This window comes from Nonomuraea sp. NPDC049725 (genome assembly GCF_040674795.1).
GTDB classification, from domain to species: Bacteria; Actinomycetota; Actinomycetes; order Streptosporangiales; family Streptosporangiaceae; genus Nonomuraea; species Nonomuraea ceibae.
In genome coordinates this window covers 822,258-834,794 of sequence record NZ_JBFANJ010000001.1, presented here as the reverse complement: position 1 = coordinate 834,794, position 12,537 = coordinate 822,258, and the positions used below count along the sequence as shown (strand labels likewise).

Annotated in this window: 14 protein-coding genes; 11 read left to right on the top strand and 3 right to left on the bottom strand. The window is 69.8% G+C overall.

Translation table 11 applies throughout. The features are described from left to right. Positions 1-56: 56 nt before the first annotated feature. The 3 genes from AB0J53_RS04385 to AB0J53_RS04375 are packed head-to-tail and all read left to right on the top strand — an operon-like array spanning position 57 to position 5,110. Positions 57-2,723, top strand: a complete 2,667-nt coding sequence (locus tag AB0J53_RS04385; RefSeq protein WP_357592567.1) for a transglycosylase domain-containing protein — start codon at positions 57-59, stop codon at positions 2,721-2,723. Then, on the top strand, positions 2,717-4,042 hold the full coding sequence (locus AB0J53_RS04380) for a glycosyltransferase 87 family protein (RefSeq protein WP_219504409.1): 1,326 nt from the start codon (positions 2,717-2,719) through the stop codon (positions 4,040-4,042). The genes AB0J53_RS04385 and AB0J53_RS04380 overlap by 7 nt, the downstream gene beginning before the upstream one ends. A gap of 3 nt (positions 4,043-4,045) precedes the next feature. Further along, positions 4,046-5,110: a mannosyltransferase family protein gene (locus AB0J53_RS04375; protein WP_364168491.1), complete on the top strand. Its 1,065-nt coding sequence runs from the start codon at positions 4,046-4,048 to the stop codon at positions 5,108-5,110. Positions 5,111-5,173: 63 nt separating this feature from the next. Here the strand turns inward: AB0J53_RS04375 and AB0J53_RS04370 are convergent, their stop codons facing one another. After that, complete coding sequence (locus tag AB0J53_RS04370) at positions 5,174-5,917, bottom strand: deoxyribonuclease IV (RefSeq protein WP_219519980.1); 744 nt, start codon at positions 5,915-5,917, stop codon at positions 5,174-5,176. Positions 5,918-5,993: 76 nt separating this feature from the next. Here AB0J53_RS04370 and AB0J53_RS04365 point away from each other — a divergent pair, with 76 nt between their 5' ends. Next, the gene (locus AB0J53_RS04365) at positions 5,994-6,173 is read left to right on the top strand and encodes a hypothetical protein (protein WP_364168489.1); all 180 of its coding nucleotides are present in this window, start codon (positions 5,994-5,996) and stop codon (positions 6,171-6,173) included. Between the two features lie 45 nt (positions 6,174-6,218). Here AB0J53_RS04365 and AB0J53_RS04360 read toward each other — a convergent pair whose 3' ends face one another. Then, a complete protein-coding gene (locus tag AB0J53_RS04360; protein ID WP_219519976.1) occupies positions 6,219-6,530 on the bottom strand; it encodes a hypothetical protein in 312 nt (103 codons plus the stop codon). A 187-nt stretch (positions 6,531-6,717) separates the two neighbouring features. Between AB0J53_RS04360 and rpsF the strand changes: the two genes are divergently transcribed. From rpsF to AB0J53_RS04325, 7 genes are all read left to right on the top strand, one after another. After that, entirely contained in the window at positions 6,718-7,008 is a 291-nt protein-coding gene (rpsF, locus tag AB0J53_RS04355; protein WP_026214314.1) for a 30S ribosomal protein S6, read from the top strand. A gap of 78 nt (positions 7,009-7,086) precedes the next feature. Continuing rightward, on the top strand, positions 7,087-7,653 hold the full coding sequence (locus AB0J53_RS04350) for a single-stranded DNA-binding protein (RefSeq protein ID WP_219519973.1): 567 nt from the start codon (positions 7,087-7,089) through the stop codon (positions 7,651-7,653). Positions 7,654-7,715: 62 nt separating this feature from the next. Next, on the top strand, positions 7,716-7,952 hold the full coding sequence (rpsR, locus tag AB0J53_RS04345) for a 30S ribosomal protein S18 (RefSeq protein ID WP_020543048.1): 237 nt from the start codon (positions 7,716-7,718) through the stop codon (positions 7,950-7,952). A 14-nt stretch (positions 7,953-7,966) separates the two neighbouring features. Further along, complete coding sequence (rplI, locus tag AB0J53_RS04340) at positions 7,967-8,413, top strand: 50S ribosomal protein L9 (RefSeq protein WP_219519971.1); 447 nt, start codon at positions 7,967-7,969, stop codon at positions 8,411-8,413. 148 nt (positions 8,414-8,561) lie between these two features. Continuing rightward, positions 8,562-9,428: an ABC transporter substrate-binding protein gene (locus AB0J53_RS04335; protein WP_364168485.1), complete on the top strand. Its 867-nt coding sequence runs from the start codon at positions 8,562-8,564 to the stop codon at positions 9,426-9,428. After that, positions 9,425-10,273 carry an amino acid ABC transporter permease gene (locus AB0J53_RS04330; protein ID WP_364168483.1) on the top strand — a complete coding sequence of 283 codons (849 nt, stop codon included), beginning with the start codon at positions 9,425-9,427 and terminating at the stop codon, positions 10,271-10,273. The genes AB0J53_RS04335 and AB0J53_RS04330 overlap by 4 nt, the downstream gene beginning before the upstream one ends. After that, a complete protein-coding gene (locus tag AB0J53_RS04325; protein WP_364168482.1) occupies positions 10,270-11,013 on the top strand; it encodes an amino acid ABC transporter ATP-binding protein in 744 nt (247 codons plus the stop codon). The genes AB0J53_RS04330 and AB0J53_RS04325 overlap by 4 nt, the downstream gene beginning before the upstream one ends. On the opposite strand, the gene AB0J53_RS04320 is transcribed toward AB0J53_RS04325, so the two are convergent. Next, on the bottom strand, positions 11,010-12,491 hold the full coding sequence (locus tag AB0J53_RS04320; protein ID WP_364168480.1) for an amino acid permease: 1,482 nt from the start codon (positions 12,489-12,491) through the stop codon (positions 11,010-11,012). The genes AB0J53_RS04325 and AB0J53_RS04320 overlap by 4 nt on opposite strands. Positions 12,492-12,537 lie beyond the last annotated feature (46 nt).

Sequence of the window (12,537 nt, the reverse complement as noted above, 5' to 3'; positions counted from 1 at the left end):
GCAACGAGGGGACGGCCCGCCCTGGTAGGCGCCGTCGTTCCGGCTCGTCCCGTTCCGTGCCCCAGGATCCCGCGCCGCAAACCGGCGATTCCGGCTGGGGCTCCACGCCGCCCGCGCGTCGTCCCGAGGCGGCCTACGAGCAGACCGGGGCGATGGCCGCGCAGCCGTACAACGAGCCGCCGGGACGCGAGAACCCGCGCCCGCAGCAGCCTCGGCCGGACCTGCGGCCCCCCTCACAGCCTGTGACGCCTCCCCACCCCGGCGCGCCCGCGCACCCCGGGACGCCCTCGCCGTCCGAGGCCCCGGAGCCGCGCCGTCGCGCGGCCGGGTCCCGCAGGCGCTCCGAGCAGGCGCCGGCCCGCTCCCACGCCGACCAGGAGACCATGATCAGCGAGTCGCCCCCGAGGCGCTCGCGCAGGAGCGGCGGCGGCCCCGGCGGGCCGACCGAGCCGCCCGGCCCGCCCAAGGGCGGCGACAGGCCCGGCTGGCGGCGCTTCATCCCGAGCTGGAAGCTCGTCGTGGCCAGCTTCGTGGTGCTCTCCGCCGGCGTCTTCGGCATGATCGCGGTCGCGTACGCCAACACCCCGGTGCCCCGCGAGGACCAGGTGCAGGACGGCGTCTTCGACCAGGAAAGCATCATCTACGACGTCCACAAGAAGGAGCTGGCCCGCCTCGGCACCAAGCGCCTCCCGCTCGAGTTCGAGCAGATCCCGCGGCACGTACAGGACGCGGTGATCGCCGCCGAGAACAGCTCGTTCCGTGAGGACTCCGGCATCTCGTTCTCCGGCATGGTCCGCTCGCTGTGGAGCACCGTCTCCGGCCAGCAGGTGCAGGGCGCGTCCACCATCACCCAGCAGATGGCGCGCGGCTACTACGACGGCCTCTCCAAGGAGGTCACGATCCAGCGCAAGGTCAAGGAGATCTTCGTCGCGGTCAAGCTGAACAAGGTGCTGACCAAGGACACCATCCTCAAGCAGTACCTCAACACCATCTACTTCGGCCGGGGCGCCTACGGCATCGGCGCCGCAGCCGACGCGTTCTTCAACAAGAAGGTCGGCCAGCTCACCCCCGAGGAAGCCGCCTACCTCGCGGGCCGCATCCAGAACCCGAGCGCCTTCGACTCCGCCGAGAAGTCCGGCAACCTCGCCCCCACCGAGGAGCGCTACGTCTACGCGCTCGGGCAGATGGCCAAGCTCGACCCCAAGGCGTACGGACACCTGCCTGCCAAGTCGCCCAAGTCGCCCAAGCGCATCAAGGACAAGCCCAAGCAGATCTTCGCCGGCCTCAAGGGCTACATGGTGCAGACGGTGCTCAACGAGCTGGAGAGCACCCTCAAGATCGACCGCGAGGAGGTGGAGAAGGGCGGCTACCGCATCTACACCTCGCTCGACCCCAAGCTCATGCGCGCCGCCCGTGACGCGGTCAGGCAGCACACCAAGGGCCTGCCCGAGGAGATCAGCACCACGATGGCCGCGGTCGACCCGCGCAACGGCCGGATCATCGCCTTCTACGGCGGCGACGACTACACCAAGGACGCCTGGAACGACGCCTTCCTCTCGCAGAAGCAGGCGGCCTCGGCGTTCAAGCCGTACGTGCTCGCGGCCTGGCTCGACGCCGGCTACAGCCTGCGCAGCTACGTGCCGACCAAGGGCCCGGTCAAGCTGCCCGGCACCACCCCGATCGACAACGACCACGGCTTCAAAACCTCGGCCGTCGACGTCGTCACCGCCACGGCCAGCTCCGTCAACACCGCCTACGCGAAGATGGGGGAGAAGGTCGGGCTCGACAAGGTCATCGAGATCGCCTCGAAGGCCGGGCTCAGCAAGCAGCGGCTGGAGGACGCCGAGTCGCGCCACCACTACCTGATCACGATCGGCAGTGGCCAGGTCACCGCCGTCGAGCAGGCCGGCGGCTACTCGATCTTCGCCAACGCGGGCAAGCACTACGACAACCACGTGATCATCCAGGTCAAGGACCGCAACAAGCAGACGATCTGGAACGAGAAGAAGAGCTTCGCCCAGGTCATCACGCCGGAGGCGGCCGCCGACGCCACCGCCGCGCTGCAGGCCGTCGTCAAGTCCGGCACCGGCGGCAACGCCGCGCTCTACGACCGGCCGGTGGCCGGCAAGACCGGCACCAACAACGACAACAAGGAAGCCTGGTTCGTCGGCTTCACCCCGCAGGTGTCGACCGCCGTCGGCCTGTTCCGCCAGGAGTGCCGCACCAAGACCGGCAAGGTCGTGCAGCCGGTGAACGACAACTGCCCGTGGTTCCGGGGCAAGAACCCCGACCGGGAGAAGAAGTACACGCCGCAGAAGCCGTACAGCACGGCGTTCGAGGTGCCTCTCGGCGCGGCGTTCCAGGGAGCGACCTACCCGGCGGCGATCTGGAAGACCTTCATGACCGAGGCCATGAAGGGCAAGGAGGTCATCCAGTTCCCGGCCCGGGTCGACGCAGGCATCTCCGAGGACCTGGTGCCCAAGCCGGAGCCCACCCCGACGCCCAGCGACACGCCCGACCCGGACGCCGAGTTCCCCGGCGAGGACTGCGGCTTCGACAGCCCGTGCGACGAGGACTCCGACGTCTCCAACGAGACGACCGAGAACCCGTTCCCCGAGGATGAGGAAGACGGCGGCTTCCTCGGCGACAGCGGCGGCGACGGCGGCGGTGGCGGCGCGGCCGTGCCGGGGCCGACGCCCGGCAACCGCCAGTTCCCATGGTGAAGTCCGACACGGCGGTGCGCCGGCCGTTCGTCGCGCGCGCCGTCCCGTACCTGCCCCTGGGGCTGTTCGCGGCCCTGGGGGCGACGCTGGCCTACCTGGTGCGGCTGCCCTGCCGCTCCGGGGGCTGGAACGACCAGGTCACCGTCTACACCAACTTCTGCTACACCGACATCTACCCGCTCTACTTCGACCGGCAGCTCGCCACCGAGAACCCGTACTTCGCCGACGTCATCGCCGAGAAGCACGTCGAGTACCCGGTGGTGCTCGGCGAGGTGATGCAGGTCATCGCCTGGCTCGTGCGCCGCTTCGAGCAGGACGTGACCGGCCAGGCGGTGCTGTTCTACGACCTCACCGTCATCCTCATGGGGATCTCGCTGGTGGTCGGCGTCCTGCTGATGGCCGCCGTCGCCGGCCCCACCCGCCGCTGGGACGCCCTCTGGTACGCGCTCGCGCCCGCCGTGGTGCTGGCCGCCTACATCAACTGGGACCTGGTCGCCGGGGCGCTGTCGATGGGCATGCTGCTGGCCTGGGCGCGCAAGCGGCAGGTGCTGGCCGGGGTGCTGCTCGGGCTGGCGATCGCCACCAAGTTCTACCCGCTGATGTTCCTCGGCGCGCTGTTCCTGCTCACGCTGCGCACCGCCCGGTGGCGGCCGTTCCTGGTCACGCTGGCCTCGACGGCGGTCGCGTGGCTGGTGGTCAACCTGCCGTTCATGGTGCTCGCCTGGGACGGCTGGCGGCGCTTCTACGTCTTCTCGCAGGAGCGCGGCGTCGACTGGGGATCGCCGTGGCTGTTCTTCCAGCGCAAGGGCTGGCCGGTGCTCGGCACCCTGGACGTGAGCGTGCTCGGCATGGCGTCGCTGGCGCTGTGCTGCCTGGCCATCGCGGTGCTGACGCTGACCGCGCCGCAGCGGCCGAGGCTGGCGCAGATCTGCTTCCTGGCGCTGGCCGCGTTCATGATGACGAACAAGGTGTGGTCGCCGCAGTTCGTCCTCTGGCTGGTGCCGCTGGCCGTGCTCGCCAGGCCCAACTACCGGCCGCTGGTGCTGTGGCAGCTGGCCGAGGTCTGGTACTTCTTCGCCATCTGGCTCTACCTGCTCAACCAGGCGCCGCTCAGCCGGACCGATCTCGGCATCGGGGACGACACGTACTTCACCGCCGTGTGGGGACGGGTCATCACGATCGGGATCATGATGGCGTTCGTGGTGCGTGACATCCTGCGGCCGGCCAAGGACGTGGTCCGGCAGGCGGGGGTGGACGACCAGGTGGGCGGGGTCTTCGACGGAGCTCCCGACCGGTTCACGTTGCGAGCTGCCGGCTAGTTCATGATCACCCGCTCCACCGGCAGGGACGCGCTGCTGATCTGGTTCGCCACGCGTGCCGGGCTGCTGGTGACGACGCTGCTCGGCGTCACGCTGCACGAGTACGTGGACCGGTGGCGGCAGTGGGACGCCGGGCTGTTCGTCACCATCGCCGAGCACGGCTACGACGGCGACCCCGGGCAGCCGCGCGACGAGGGGCTGCCGGCCTTCTTCCCGGGGCTGCCGCTGGCGCTGCGCGCGGTCCATCTGGTGGTGCCCGACTGGTCGGCCGCCGGGCTGATCGTGTCGCTGGCGGCCGGGGCGGTGGCGATGGTGGCGCTGGCCCGGCTGGCCGAGTTCGAGGGGGCCCGCGGGTGGGTGGCGGTGCTGGCGCTGGTGCTGTTCCCGCCCGCGGTGTTCCTGGCCGCCGGCTACAGCGAGTCGCTGTTCCTGGCGTTCGCGATCCCCGCCTGGCTGGCGGCGCGGCAGGGGCGCTGGCCGGCCGCCGTGCTGCTGGCGGCGGGGGCGTCGTGCGTGCGCATCACCGGGCTGTTCCTGGCCGCCGCGCTCGTCGTGGAGTTCGCGGCGAGCCGGGAGCCGGTGCGGAGGGCGGGCTGGCTGCTGGTGCCGTTCCTGCCGCCGGCCGCGTACTCCGCCTTCCACTACGCCCGCTCGGGCGACTGGCTGGCCTGGAAGCACGCGCAGGAGGCCGGCTGGGGGCGCGAGCTGGTGTGGCCGTGGGAGTCGTGGGCGGTGACCTGGGACTCCGCGATGGGCGACGGCGACATGGCGGCGGCCTTCCGGATGGAGATCGCCGGGGCCGTGGCGGCCGTGGCCGTGCTGGTGTGGCTGCTTGCGCTGCGCCGCTGGAGCGAGGCGGTCTACGTGGGGCTGCAGGCCGGGGCGCTGATGACCTCGGCCTACTACCTGTCGCTGCCGCGCTCGCTGCTGCTGTGGTTTCCGCTGTGGGTGGCGATCGCCCAGGTCGCCACCAGGAGGCAGTGGGTGATCGTGGCCTACGCGCTGGTGTCGGGGCCGCTCATGGTGCTCAACACCGCCCGGTTCCTCTCGGGCGCCTGGGCGGGCTGAACTCCTTACCCACTTTGCCGCGTCGGCAATCCAGGGAAGTTATCCACAGGCTGTGTGTTTCCGCTAGAGATTCTTCCTCAGGAAGGCGATGTCCTCGGCTTGACCTTCGGCTGGGGTCTCCACCACGATCGGCGCGCCGGCCGCCCGGCACACCTCCAGGATCAGCTCCGGGTCGATCTTGCCCTTGCCGAGATTGGTGTGACGGTCGGCGCCCGAGCCGAAGTCGTCACGCGAGTCGTTGCAGTGCACCAGGTCGATCCGGCCGGTGATCGCCTTGACCCGGTCGACCAGGCCAGGCAGCTCCTCGCCGCCCGCGTGCGCGTGGCAGGTGTCGAGGCAGAAGCCCACGTCGAAGCCGTCGAGCGCGTCCCACAGCCGGGCCAGCCGGTCCAGGCTGCGCGCCATCGCGTTGTCGCCGCCCGCCGTGTTCTCGATCAGCACCGGGATCGGGCACTCCAGGCGCTCGAACACCTTGCGCCAGTTGTCGAAGCCCGCCTGCGGATCGTCGTCCTTGTTGAGGTGGCCGCCGTGCACGATCAGGCCCTTGGCGCCGATGCTCGCCGCCGCCTCCAGGTGCTGCGACAGCAGCTTGCGGCTCGGGATCCTGATGCGGTTGTTGGTCGAGGCCACGTTCACCAGATAGGGGGCGTGGATGAAGATGTCGACGCCCTCGACCGGCCGGTCCGGCAGCTCCGGCTTCTTGTAGCCCTGCGGGTTGCCGAGGAAGAACTGCACTACGTCGGCGCCGATGGCCGCGGCGTGGGCGGCTGGGTCGTCCTGGCCGACGTGAGCTCCGATGCGCACCATGTCAGCGAGCCTATCCGTTTGGACGGCGTGCCCAGGGGAAGTCGCCTTGCACCCCCTGACCCCCGAGGAGCACGGCATGAGCCGCTGGCGCTGGCGATCCCTGATATTCCTGATCTACGTCGTGATCGGCATCTACGTGGCGTGGGTCTACGACTACATCACCCCCGCCGTACTCAGGGACGTCGCCGAGGCGCTGCTGGCGATCTTCCTGTGGTTCCTGATTCTGCTCGGCGTCGACCTGCACATCGGCGGCTGAGGGCGCCGCGCGGGCTTACGGGCGGACTTACGGCAGGAAGCGGAGTTACGGCAGGAAACCGCCTCTGGCGATGCCCAGCGCGGCGCCGACGAACGAGGCCACCAGGCCCACGATGTTCAGCGAGCGCTGCGGCGTGGTCGCCGAGACGTACTGCGAGTAGAGGCCGATGCCGAAGCCGAGCGTCCCGGCCCAGGACGCGATGACGTGGCCGCCCGGGAAGAACGTGGCGCCGAAGGCCACGAGGCCGCACACGAGCGTGGCGACCGCGAAGGCGTTCTCGACCGGATGGGCGCGGCCGTCGGTGTTGAGCGTGAGCCGGACGCGTTCGCGCTGCGTGGGCTGGAGGACGTGTGGCATTGCGAACCACCCCCTTGTTTATCTGTGCCTTCCCATCCGCGAGCTGCTGGTAACCTGAACGACGCTGCGTTGTGATGGGTGACCCGTCACCCCCGGGCGCCGAAAGGGGCGGCCAGGGCCCGCGCAGCGTCCTCCTGTCACGGCAGAGTGTCGTGACCGCAGAGTCCAGAGGAGGTTGGAGTCCCGCATGCGTCGTTACGAAGTAATGGTCATTCTGGACCCTTCGCTCGATGAGCGCACCGTGGCGCCGTCCCTCGACCAGTTCCTCACCGTGGTCCGCAACGACGGCGGCACCGTGGAGAAGGTCGACGTCTGGGGCCGTCGCCGTCTTGCCTACGACATCGACAAGAAGTCCGAAGGCATCTACGCCGTCATCGACCTGTCCGCGGAGCCCGCGACGGTCAAGGAGCTCGACCGGCAGATGAACCTCAACGAGGGCATCCTGCGCACCAAGGTCCTGCGTCCCGACGTGCACTAAGCACCGGCTTTTGTCGGAGCAGCCCCCTACTCTGGGCCGTAACCAAAGCGAAGGCGTGCAGGAAGGCGAGCGCTGGCCATGGCAGCAGGCGACACCGTAATCACCATCGTCGGCAACCTTGTCGACGACCCGGAGCTGCGCTTCACCCCGACGGGGCAAGCGGTGGCTCGATTCCGCATCGCGTCCACTCCGCGGTTCATGGATCGTCAGACCAACGAGTGGAAAGATGGCGAAAGCCTCTTCCTGACCTGCAACGTGTGGCGGCAGGCGGCGGAGAACGCCGCCGAAAGCCTCCAGCGCGGCATGCGGGTCATCGTTCAGGGGCGGCTCAAGCAGCGGTCTTACGAGACCAAGGAAGGCGAGAAGCGCACCGTCTACGAGGTCGAGGTCGACGAGGTCGGCCCGTCCCTGCGCAACGCCACCGCCAAGGTCAACCGCACCTCCCGTCAGGGTGGCGGCGGTGGCGGCTTCGGCGGCGGTCCGGCCGATGACCCCTGGGCCTCTGCCTCGCCCGCTCCGCCTCAGGGCGGCGGCGGTTTCGGTGGCGGCGGCGGCGGTTACCAGGGCGGCGGCCAGCAGCAGGGCGGCGGCAACTCCGGCGGCTTCGGCGGCGGCGGCGATTTCAGCGACGAACCGCCTTTCTAGACCCAGTCCACCAGCCCGAGTCCATTCCCGCCTGACGGCGGGGCTCTGAAAGGAGCACCACGATGGCAAAGCCGGCACTGCGCAAGCCCAAGAAGAAGGTTTGCCTGTTCTGCCACGACAAGATCTCCTACGTCGACTACAAGGACACGGCCCTGCTGCGGAAGTTCATTTCCGACCGTGGCAAGATCCGTGCGCGCCGGGTGACGGGCAACTGCACCCAGCACCAGCGCGACGTGGCGACGGCGATCAAGAACGCCCGTGAGGTGGCCCTGCTGCCTTACACGAGCACCGCGCGCTAAGGAGGCCTGTCGAAATGAAGCTCATCCTCACGAACGAGGTCTCCGGCCTCGGCGCCCCCGGCGACGTTGTCGAGGTCAAGGACGGCTACGGCCGTAACTACCTCATCCCTCGCGGCTACGCCATGCGCTGGACGCGTGGCGCCGAGCGGCAGATCGAGTCCATCAAGAAGGCTCGTGACGCCCGCGAGATCCGCGACCTGGGCACGGCCAAGGAGGTCGCCGGTCAGATCGGCGCCCTGCGTGTCCGTCTCACCACCCGCGCGGGCGACTCCGGCCGCCTGTTCGGCTCGATCACCACGGGCGACATCGCCGACGCCGTCAAGGCTGCCGGTGGCCCGGTGCTCGACCGCCGCCGCATCGAGATCGTCAACCCGATCAAGAGCGTCGGCTCCCACAAGGTGACCGTCAAGCTGCACCCCGAGGTCTCGGCGTCGGTCGACGTCGAGGTCGTCGCAGGCTGACGCTCTCCCGCTTCGCCGGCGGCCCCCTCCCGTTCCCGGGAGGGGGCCGTCGCCGTCTCGCCAGCCGGACCGCAGGTGGGGGCGGTTGGTGCGCAGCGTAGAATCCCTTTTCGTTCTTTTCTTCGCGTTTCCCCCTGGAGGCTCCGCCATGGCCCGTCCCTCGATGCTGCTCGCGCTCGGCGCGCTCGCGGCGGCGGCCGTAGCCTGTGCGCCCGTCGACAACACCGCCGACACGGCCGCCCCGGCCCCGACGGTGTCCACCGCGTGCACCAAGGACCAGCTCAAGCTCGTCAACGCCGGCAAGCTGACGATCGGGACCGACAAGCCCGCCTTCGAGCCGTGGTTCAAGGACGACGACCCGAGCAACGGCCAGGGCTTCGAGAGCGCGGTCGCGTTCGCGGTGGCCGGCGAGCTCGGCTTCGACCGGGACGAGGTGCAGTGGACCACGGTCAAGTTCGACTCGGCGTTCGCCCCGGGGGCCAAGCAGTTCGACTTCGACATCAACCAGGTGTCGATCAGCCCGGAGCGCGCCCAGGCGGTCGACTTCAGCAAGGGCTACTACACGGTCAAGCAGGCCGTCGTCACCGCGGGCGACGGCAAGTACGCCGGGGCCAAGACGCTGGCCGAGCTCAAGGACGCCAAGTTCGGCGTCCAGGTCGGCACCACCTCGCTGTCGGCGGTGCAGGAGGTCATCAAGCCGGCCAAGGAGCCCAGCGTCTACAACGACCAGGGCGACGCCGTCAGCGCGCTCAAGAACGAGCAGGTCGACGCCATCGTGGTGGACCTGCCCACGGCTTTCTACGTGACGGCCGCGCAGGTCGAGGGCTCCAAGATCGTGGGCCAGTTCAGCTCGACGGGCGGCGCGCCCGAGGAGTTCGGCCTGGTCATGGAGAAGGGCAGCGCGATCAAGTCGTGCGTCGACAAGGCCGTCGAGACGCTCAAGTCCAAGGGTGAGCTGGCCAAGATCGAGCAGGAGTGGCTGAGCTCGGCGGCGGGCGCGCCGGAGCTGAAGTGACCGCCGGCCCCACCTGGGTCAAGAGCGAACGCCAGCAGGAACGCGAGCGGATCCGCCGGTCACAGGGCCGGCGGAACGCCTCGATCGCCACCGCCTCGGTGGTCGTGTTCGTCGTGCTGCTGGCGACGATCGCCACCAACGCGCCCGGCTGGACGAGGGTGCAGGCGGCGTTCTTCAACGCCGAGGTGTTCCGCACGTCGCTCCCGGACGTGGCCGAGGGGTTCCTGCTCAACATCAAGATCTTTCTGATCACCGAGCCGCTGGTCCTGGTGGTGGGCCTGCTGGTGGCGCTGGCCAGGAACGTCAAGTCGCCGGCGTTCCTCCCGATCCGCGCGCTGGCCACGCTCTACGTGGACGTGTTCAGGGGCGTGCCGACGCTGCTGGTCATCTACCTGGTCGGGTTCGGGCTGCCCGCGCTCCGGTTGCAGGGCATCCCGAGCGACCCCGCGACGCTGGGCATCATCGCCCTGACGCTGTCCTACGGCGCGTACGTGGCGGAGGTGTTCCGGGCCGGCATCGACTCGGTCCACCCCAGCCAGATGGCCGCGGCCAGGTCGCTGGGCCTGAGCCAGGCCAAGGCGATGCGGTTCGTGGTGCTGCCGCAGGCGACCCGCACGGTCGTGCCGCCGCTGCTGAACGACTTCATCTCGCTGCAAAAGGACACCGCGCTGGTGGCGACGATCGGGGCCCTGGAGGCGCTGCGGCAGGCGCAGATCCACACGTTGGACAACTTCAACTACACCCCCTACCTGGTGGCGGCGCTGCTGTTCATCCTGCTGACGATCCCGATGGCGCGGTTCACCGACCATCTGGCCGAGCGGACACGAAGGAGGCGGGGCGCGTGAGCCTGCTCAGCATCGAAGGGGTGTGGAAGCACTTCGGCGACCACAGCGTGCTGCGCGGCGTCGATCTGGAGGTGCACGCGCACGAGGTGGTGACGCTGATCGGGGCGTCCGGGTCGGGCAAGTCGACGCTGCTGCGCTGCGCGAACCTGCTGGAGACGGTCGACGACGGCGTGATCCGGCTGGACGGTGCGGAGATCACCGATCCGCGCGTGGACGTCGACGGGGTGCGCAAGCAGCTCGGCATCGTGTTCCAGGCGTACAACCTGTTCCCGCACATGACGGTGCTGGCGAACATCACGCTGGCGCCGCGTCAGGTGCACGGGGTGCCGAAGGAGCGGGCCGAGGAGGAGGCGCGTGACCTGCTGTCCAGGTTCGGGCTGGCGGACAAGGCGGGCGCGTACCCTGACCAGCTCTCGGGAGGGCAGCAGCAGCGGGTGGCGGTGGTGCGGGCGCTGGCGACGCGGCCGAAGCTGATCCTGCTGGACGAGGTGACGTCGGCGCTGGACCCGGAGCTGGTGCGGGAGGTGCTCGGCATCATCCGTGAGTTGAAGGAGTCGGGCATGACGATGCTGCTGACGACGCACGAGATGTCGTTCTGCCGGGAGATCTCCGACACGGTGTGCTTCCTGGACGGCGGTGTGCTGCTGGAGAAGGGGCCGCCGGAGCAGTTGTTCGACGAACCGCACCACGAGCGCACCCGGGCGTTCCTCCAGGGTGTGCGGGAGTCGGGGCGGCTCTAGCGCCGGTGCCGGCCGCGCCCGTGGGGCAGGGGCGGGGGTGGCCGCTCGCCGCCTGCCAGCAGGCTGTGGCGGCGGCCGTACGCGAGGTAGACGAGCAGGCCGAAGGCCATCCACAGGGCGAACCACGCCCAGGTCTGCACTCTGAGGTTCACCATGAGCCAGAGGGTGGCCAGCAGCGACAGGACGGGCAGCAGCGGGGAGAGCGGCACCCGGAAGCCGCGTTCGAGCTCCGGCATGCCGCGCCGCATGGTGATCACCCCGGCCGCGACGAACAGGAACGCGAACAGCGTCCCCATCACGACCAGCTCCTGCATGGTGAGCACGGGCACGAACTCGGCCAGCACGATCGCGGTGGCGCCGATGACGAGGGTGACGCGGGAGGGCGTGTGGTAGGCGCGGCTGATGACGGCGAGCCGGCGGGGGATGAGCCCGTCGCGGGCCATGGAGAACAGCACCCGCGTCTGCCCCACGATCAGCACGAGGATCACCGTGGTCAGCCCGAGCACGGCTCCGGCGTCGATGACGTGGACCATCCAGTCGATCCCGGCGGCCTGGAAGGCGCTGGTGAGGGGCGCGGCGACGGCGATGCCGGTGTGCGGCACCATGCCGACCATGACGGCGGCCACGGCGATGTAGATGACGGTGGCGACGACGAGGCCGCGGATCATGCCCTTGGGCACGACGGTGCGCGGGTTGACGGTCTCCTCGGCGGCGGTGGCGACGATGTCGAAGCCGATGTAGGCGAAGGCGATGGCGGGCGCCGCGGCGAACACCCCGAACCAGCCGAACACCTGCCCCTGCCCGGTGAACAGCTCCAGCACGGTCGCCGACGGGGTGGCGGCGGGCTGCGGCTCGGCGTAGAAGCCGGCGTAGTTGGCGGGGTCGACGTGGAGCACGCCCACGACGACGACGGCGCCGATGGCCAGCAGCTTGGCCGACACCATGACCCACAGGGCGCGCAGCCCGATCCGGGCGCCCATCGCGACGACGGCGGTGAGCAGCACCAGGATGAGCAGCACGAGCCCGTCCTCGACCAGCTCCGGGTACGGGACGCGTACCCCGGTGTTGGCGATGGCGCCGACGGCGATCCGGCCCCACGCGCGGGCCACCACGGCGGCGGCGAGCTGCAGCTCCAGGATCAGCGCGCAGCCGATGACCCACGCCCACACCTCGCCGAAGATGACGTACGTGAACGTGTAGGCGCTGCCGGAGGCCGGCATGGTGGACGACAGTTCGGCGTAGCAGAGGCAGGCCAGCAGGCAGGCGATGCCCGCGATCATGAAGGAGAGGATGACGCCGGGCCCGGCCACGGTGGCGGCCTGCTGGCCGGCGATGCTGAAGATGCCGGCGCCGATCATCACGCCGAGGCCGAGCACGACGAGGTCGCCGGTCCGGTAGACCTGGGCCAGCCGGTGCCGGGCGCCGGTGCGTAACCCGGTGGCCTCGGCCGGTGGCAGACGTCGTGTGATTGTGGACAAGACACACCCCGCTCGTGTGACTCGCCCACAGTGCATCACCACTCAG

Excerpts from the sequence above, each read along its gene's own strand:
- AB0J53_RS04360 (WP_219519976.1), bottom strand. The coding sequence starts at position 6,530 with ATGCCACACGTCCTCCAGCCCACGCAGCGCGAACGCGTCCGGCTCACG.
- rpsR (WP_020543048.1), top strand. The coding sequence starts at position 7,716 with ATGGCAAAGCCGGCACTGCGCAAGCCCAAGAAGAAGGTTTGCCTGTTC.
- rpsF (WP_026214314.1), top strand. The coding sequence starts at position 6,718 with ATGCGTCGTTACGAAGTAATGGTCATTCTGGACCCTTCGCTCGATGAG.
- AB0J53_RS04335 (WP_364168485.1), top strand. The coding sequence starts at position 8,562 with ATGGCCCGTCCCTCGATGCTGCTCGCGCTCGGCGCGCTCGCGGCGGCG.
- AB0J53_RS04365 (WP_364168489.1), top strand. The coding sequence starts at position 5,994 with ATGAGCCGCTGGCGCTGGCGATCCCTGATATTCCTGATCTACGTCGTG.
- AB0J53_RS04350 (WP_219519973.1), top strand. The coding sequence starts at position 7,087 with ATGGCAGCAGGCGACACCGTAATCACCATCGTCGGCAACCTTGTCGAC.
- AB0J53_RS04380 (WP_219504409.1), top strand. The coding sequence starts at position 2,717 with ATGGTGAAGTCCGACACGGCGGTGCGCCGGCCGTTCGTCGCGCGCGCC.
- rplI (WP_219519971.1), top strand. The coding sequence starts at position 7,967 with ATGAAGCTCATCCTCACGAACGAGGTCTCCGGCCTCGGCGCCCCCGGC.
- AB0J53_RS04370 (WP_219519980.1), bottom strand. The coding sequence starts at position 5,917 with ATGGTGCGCATCGGAGCTCACGTCGGCCAGGACGACCCAGCCGCCCAC.
- AB0J53_RS04375 (WP_364168491.1), top strand. The coding sequence starts at position 4,046 with ATGATCACCCGCTCCACCGGCAGGGACGCGCTGCTGATCTGGTTCGCC.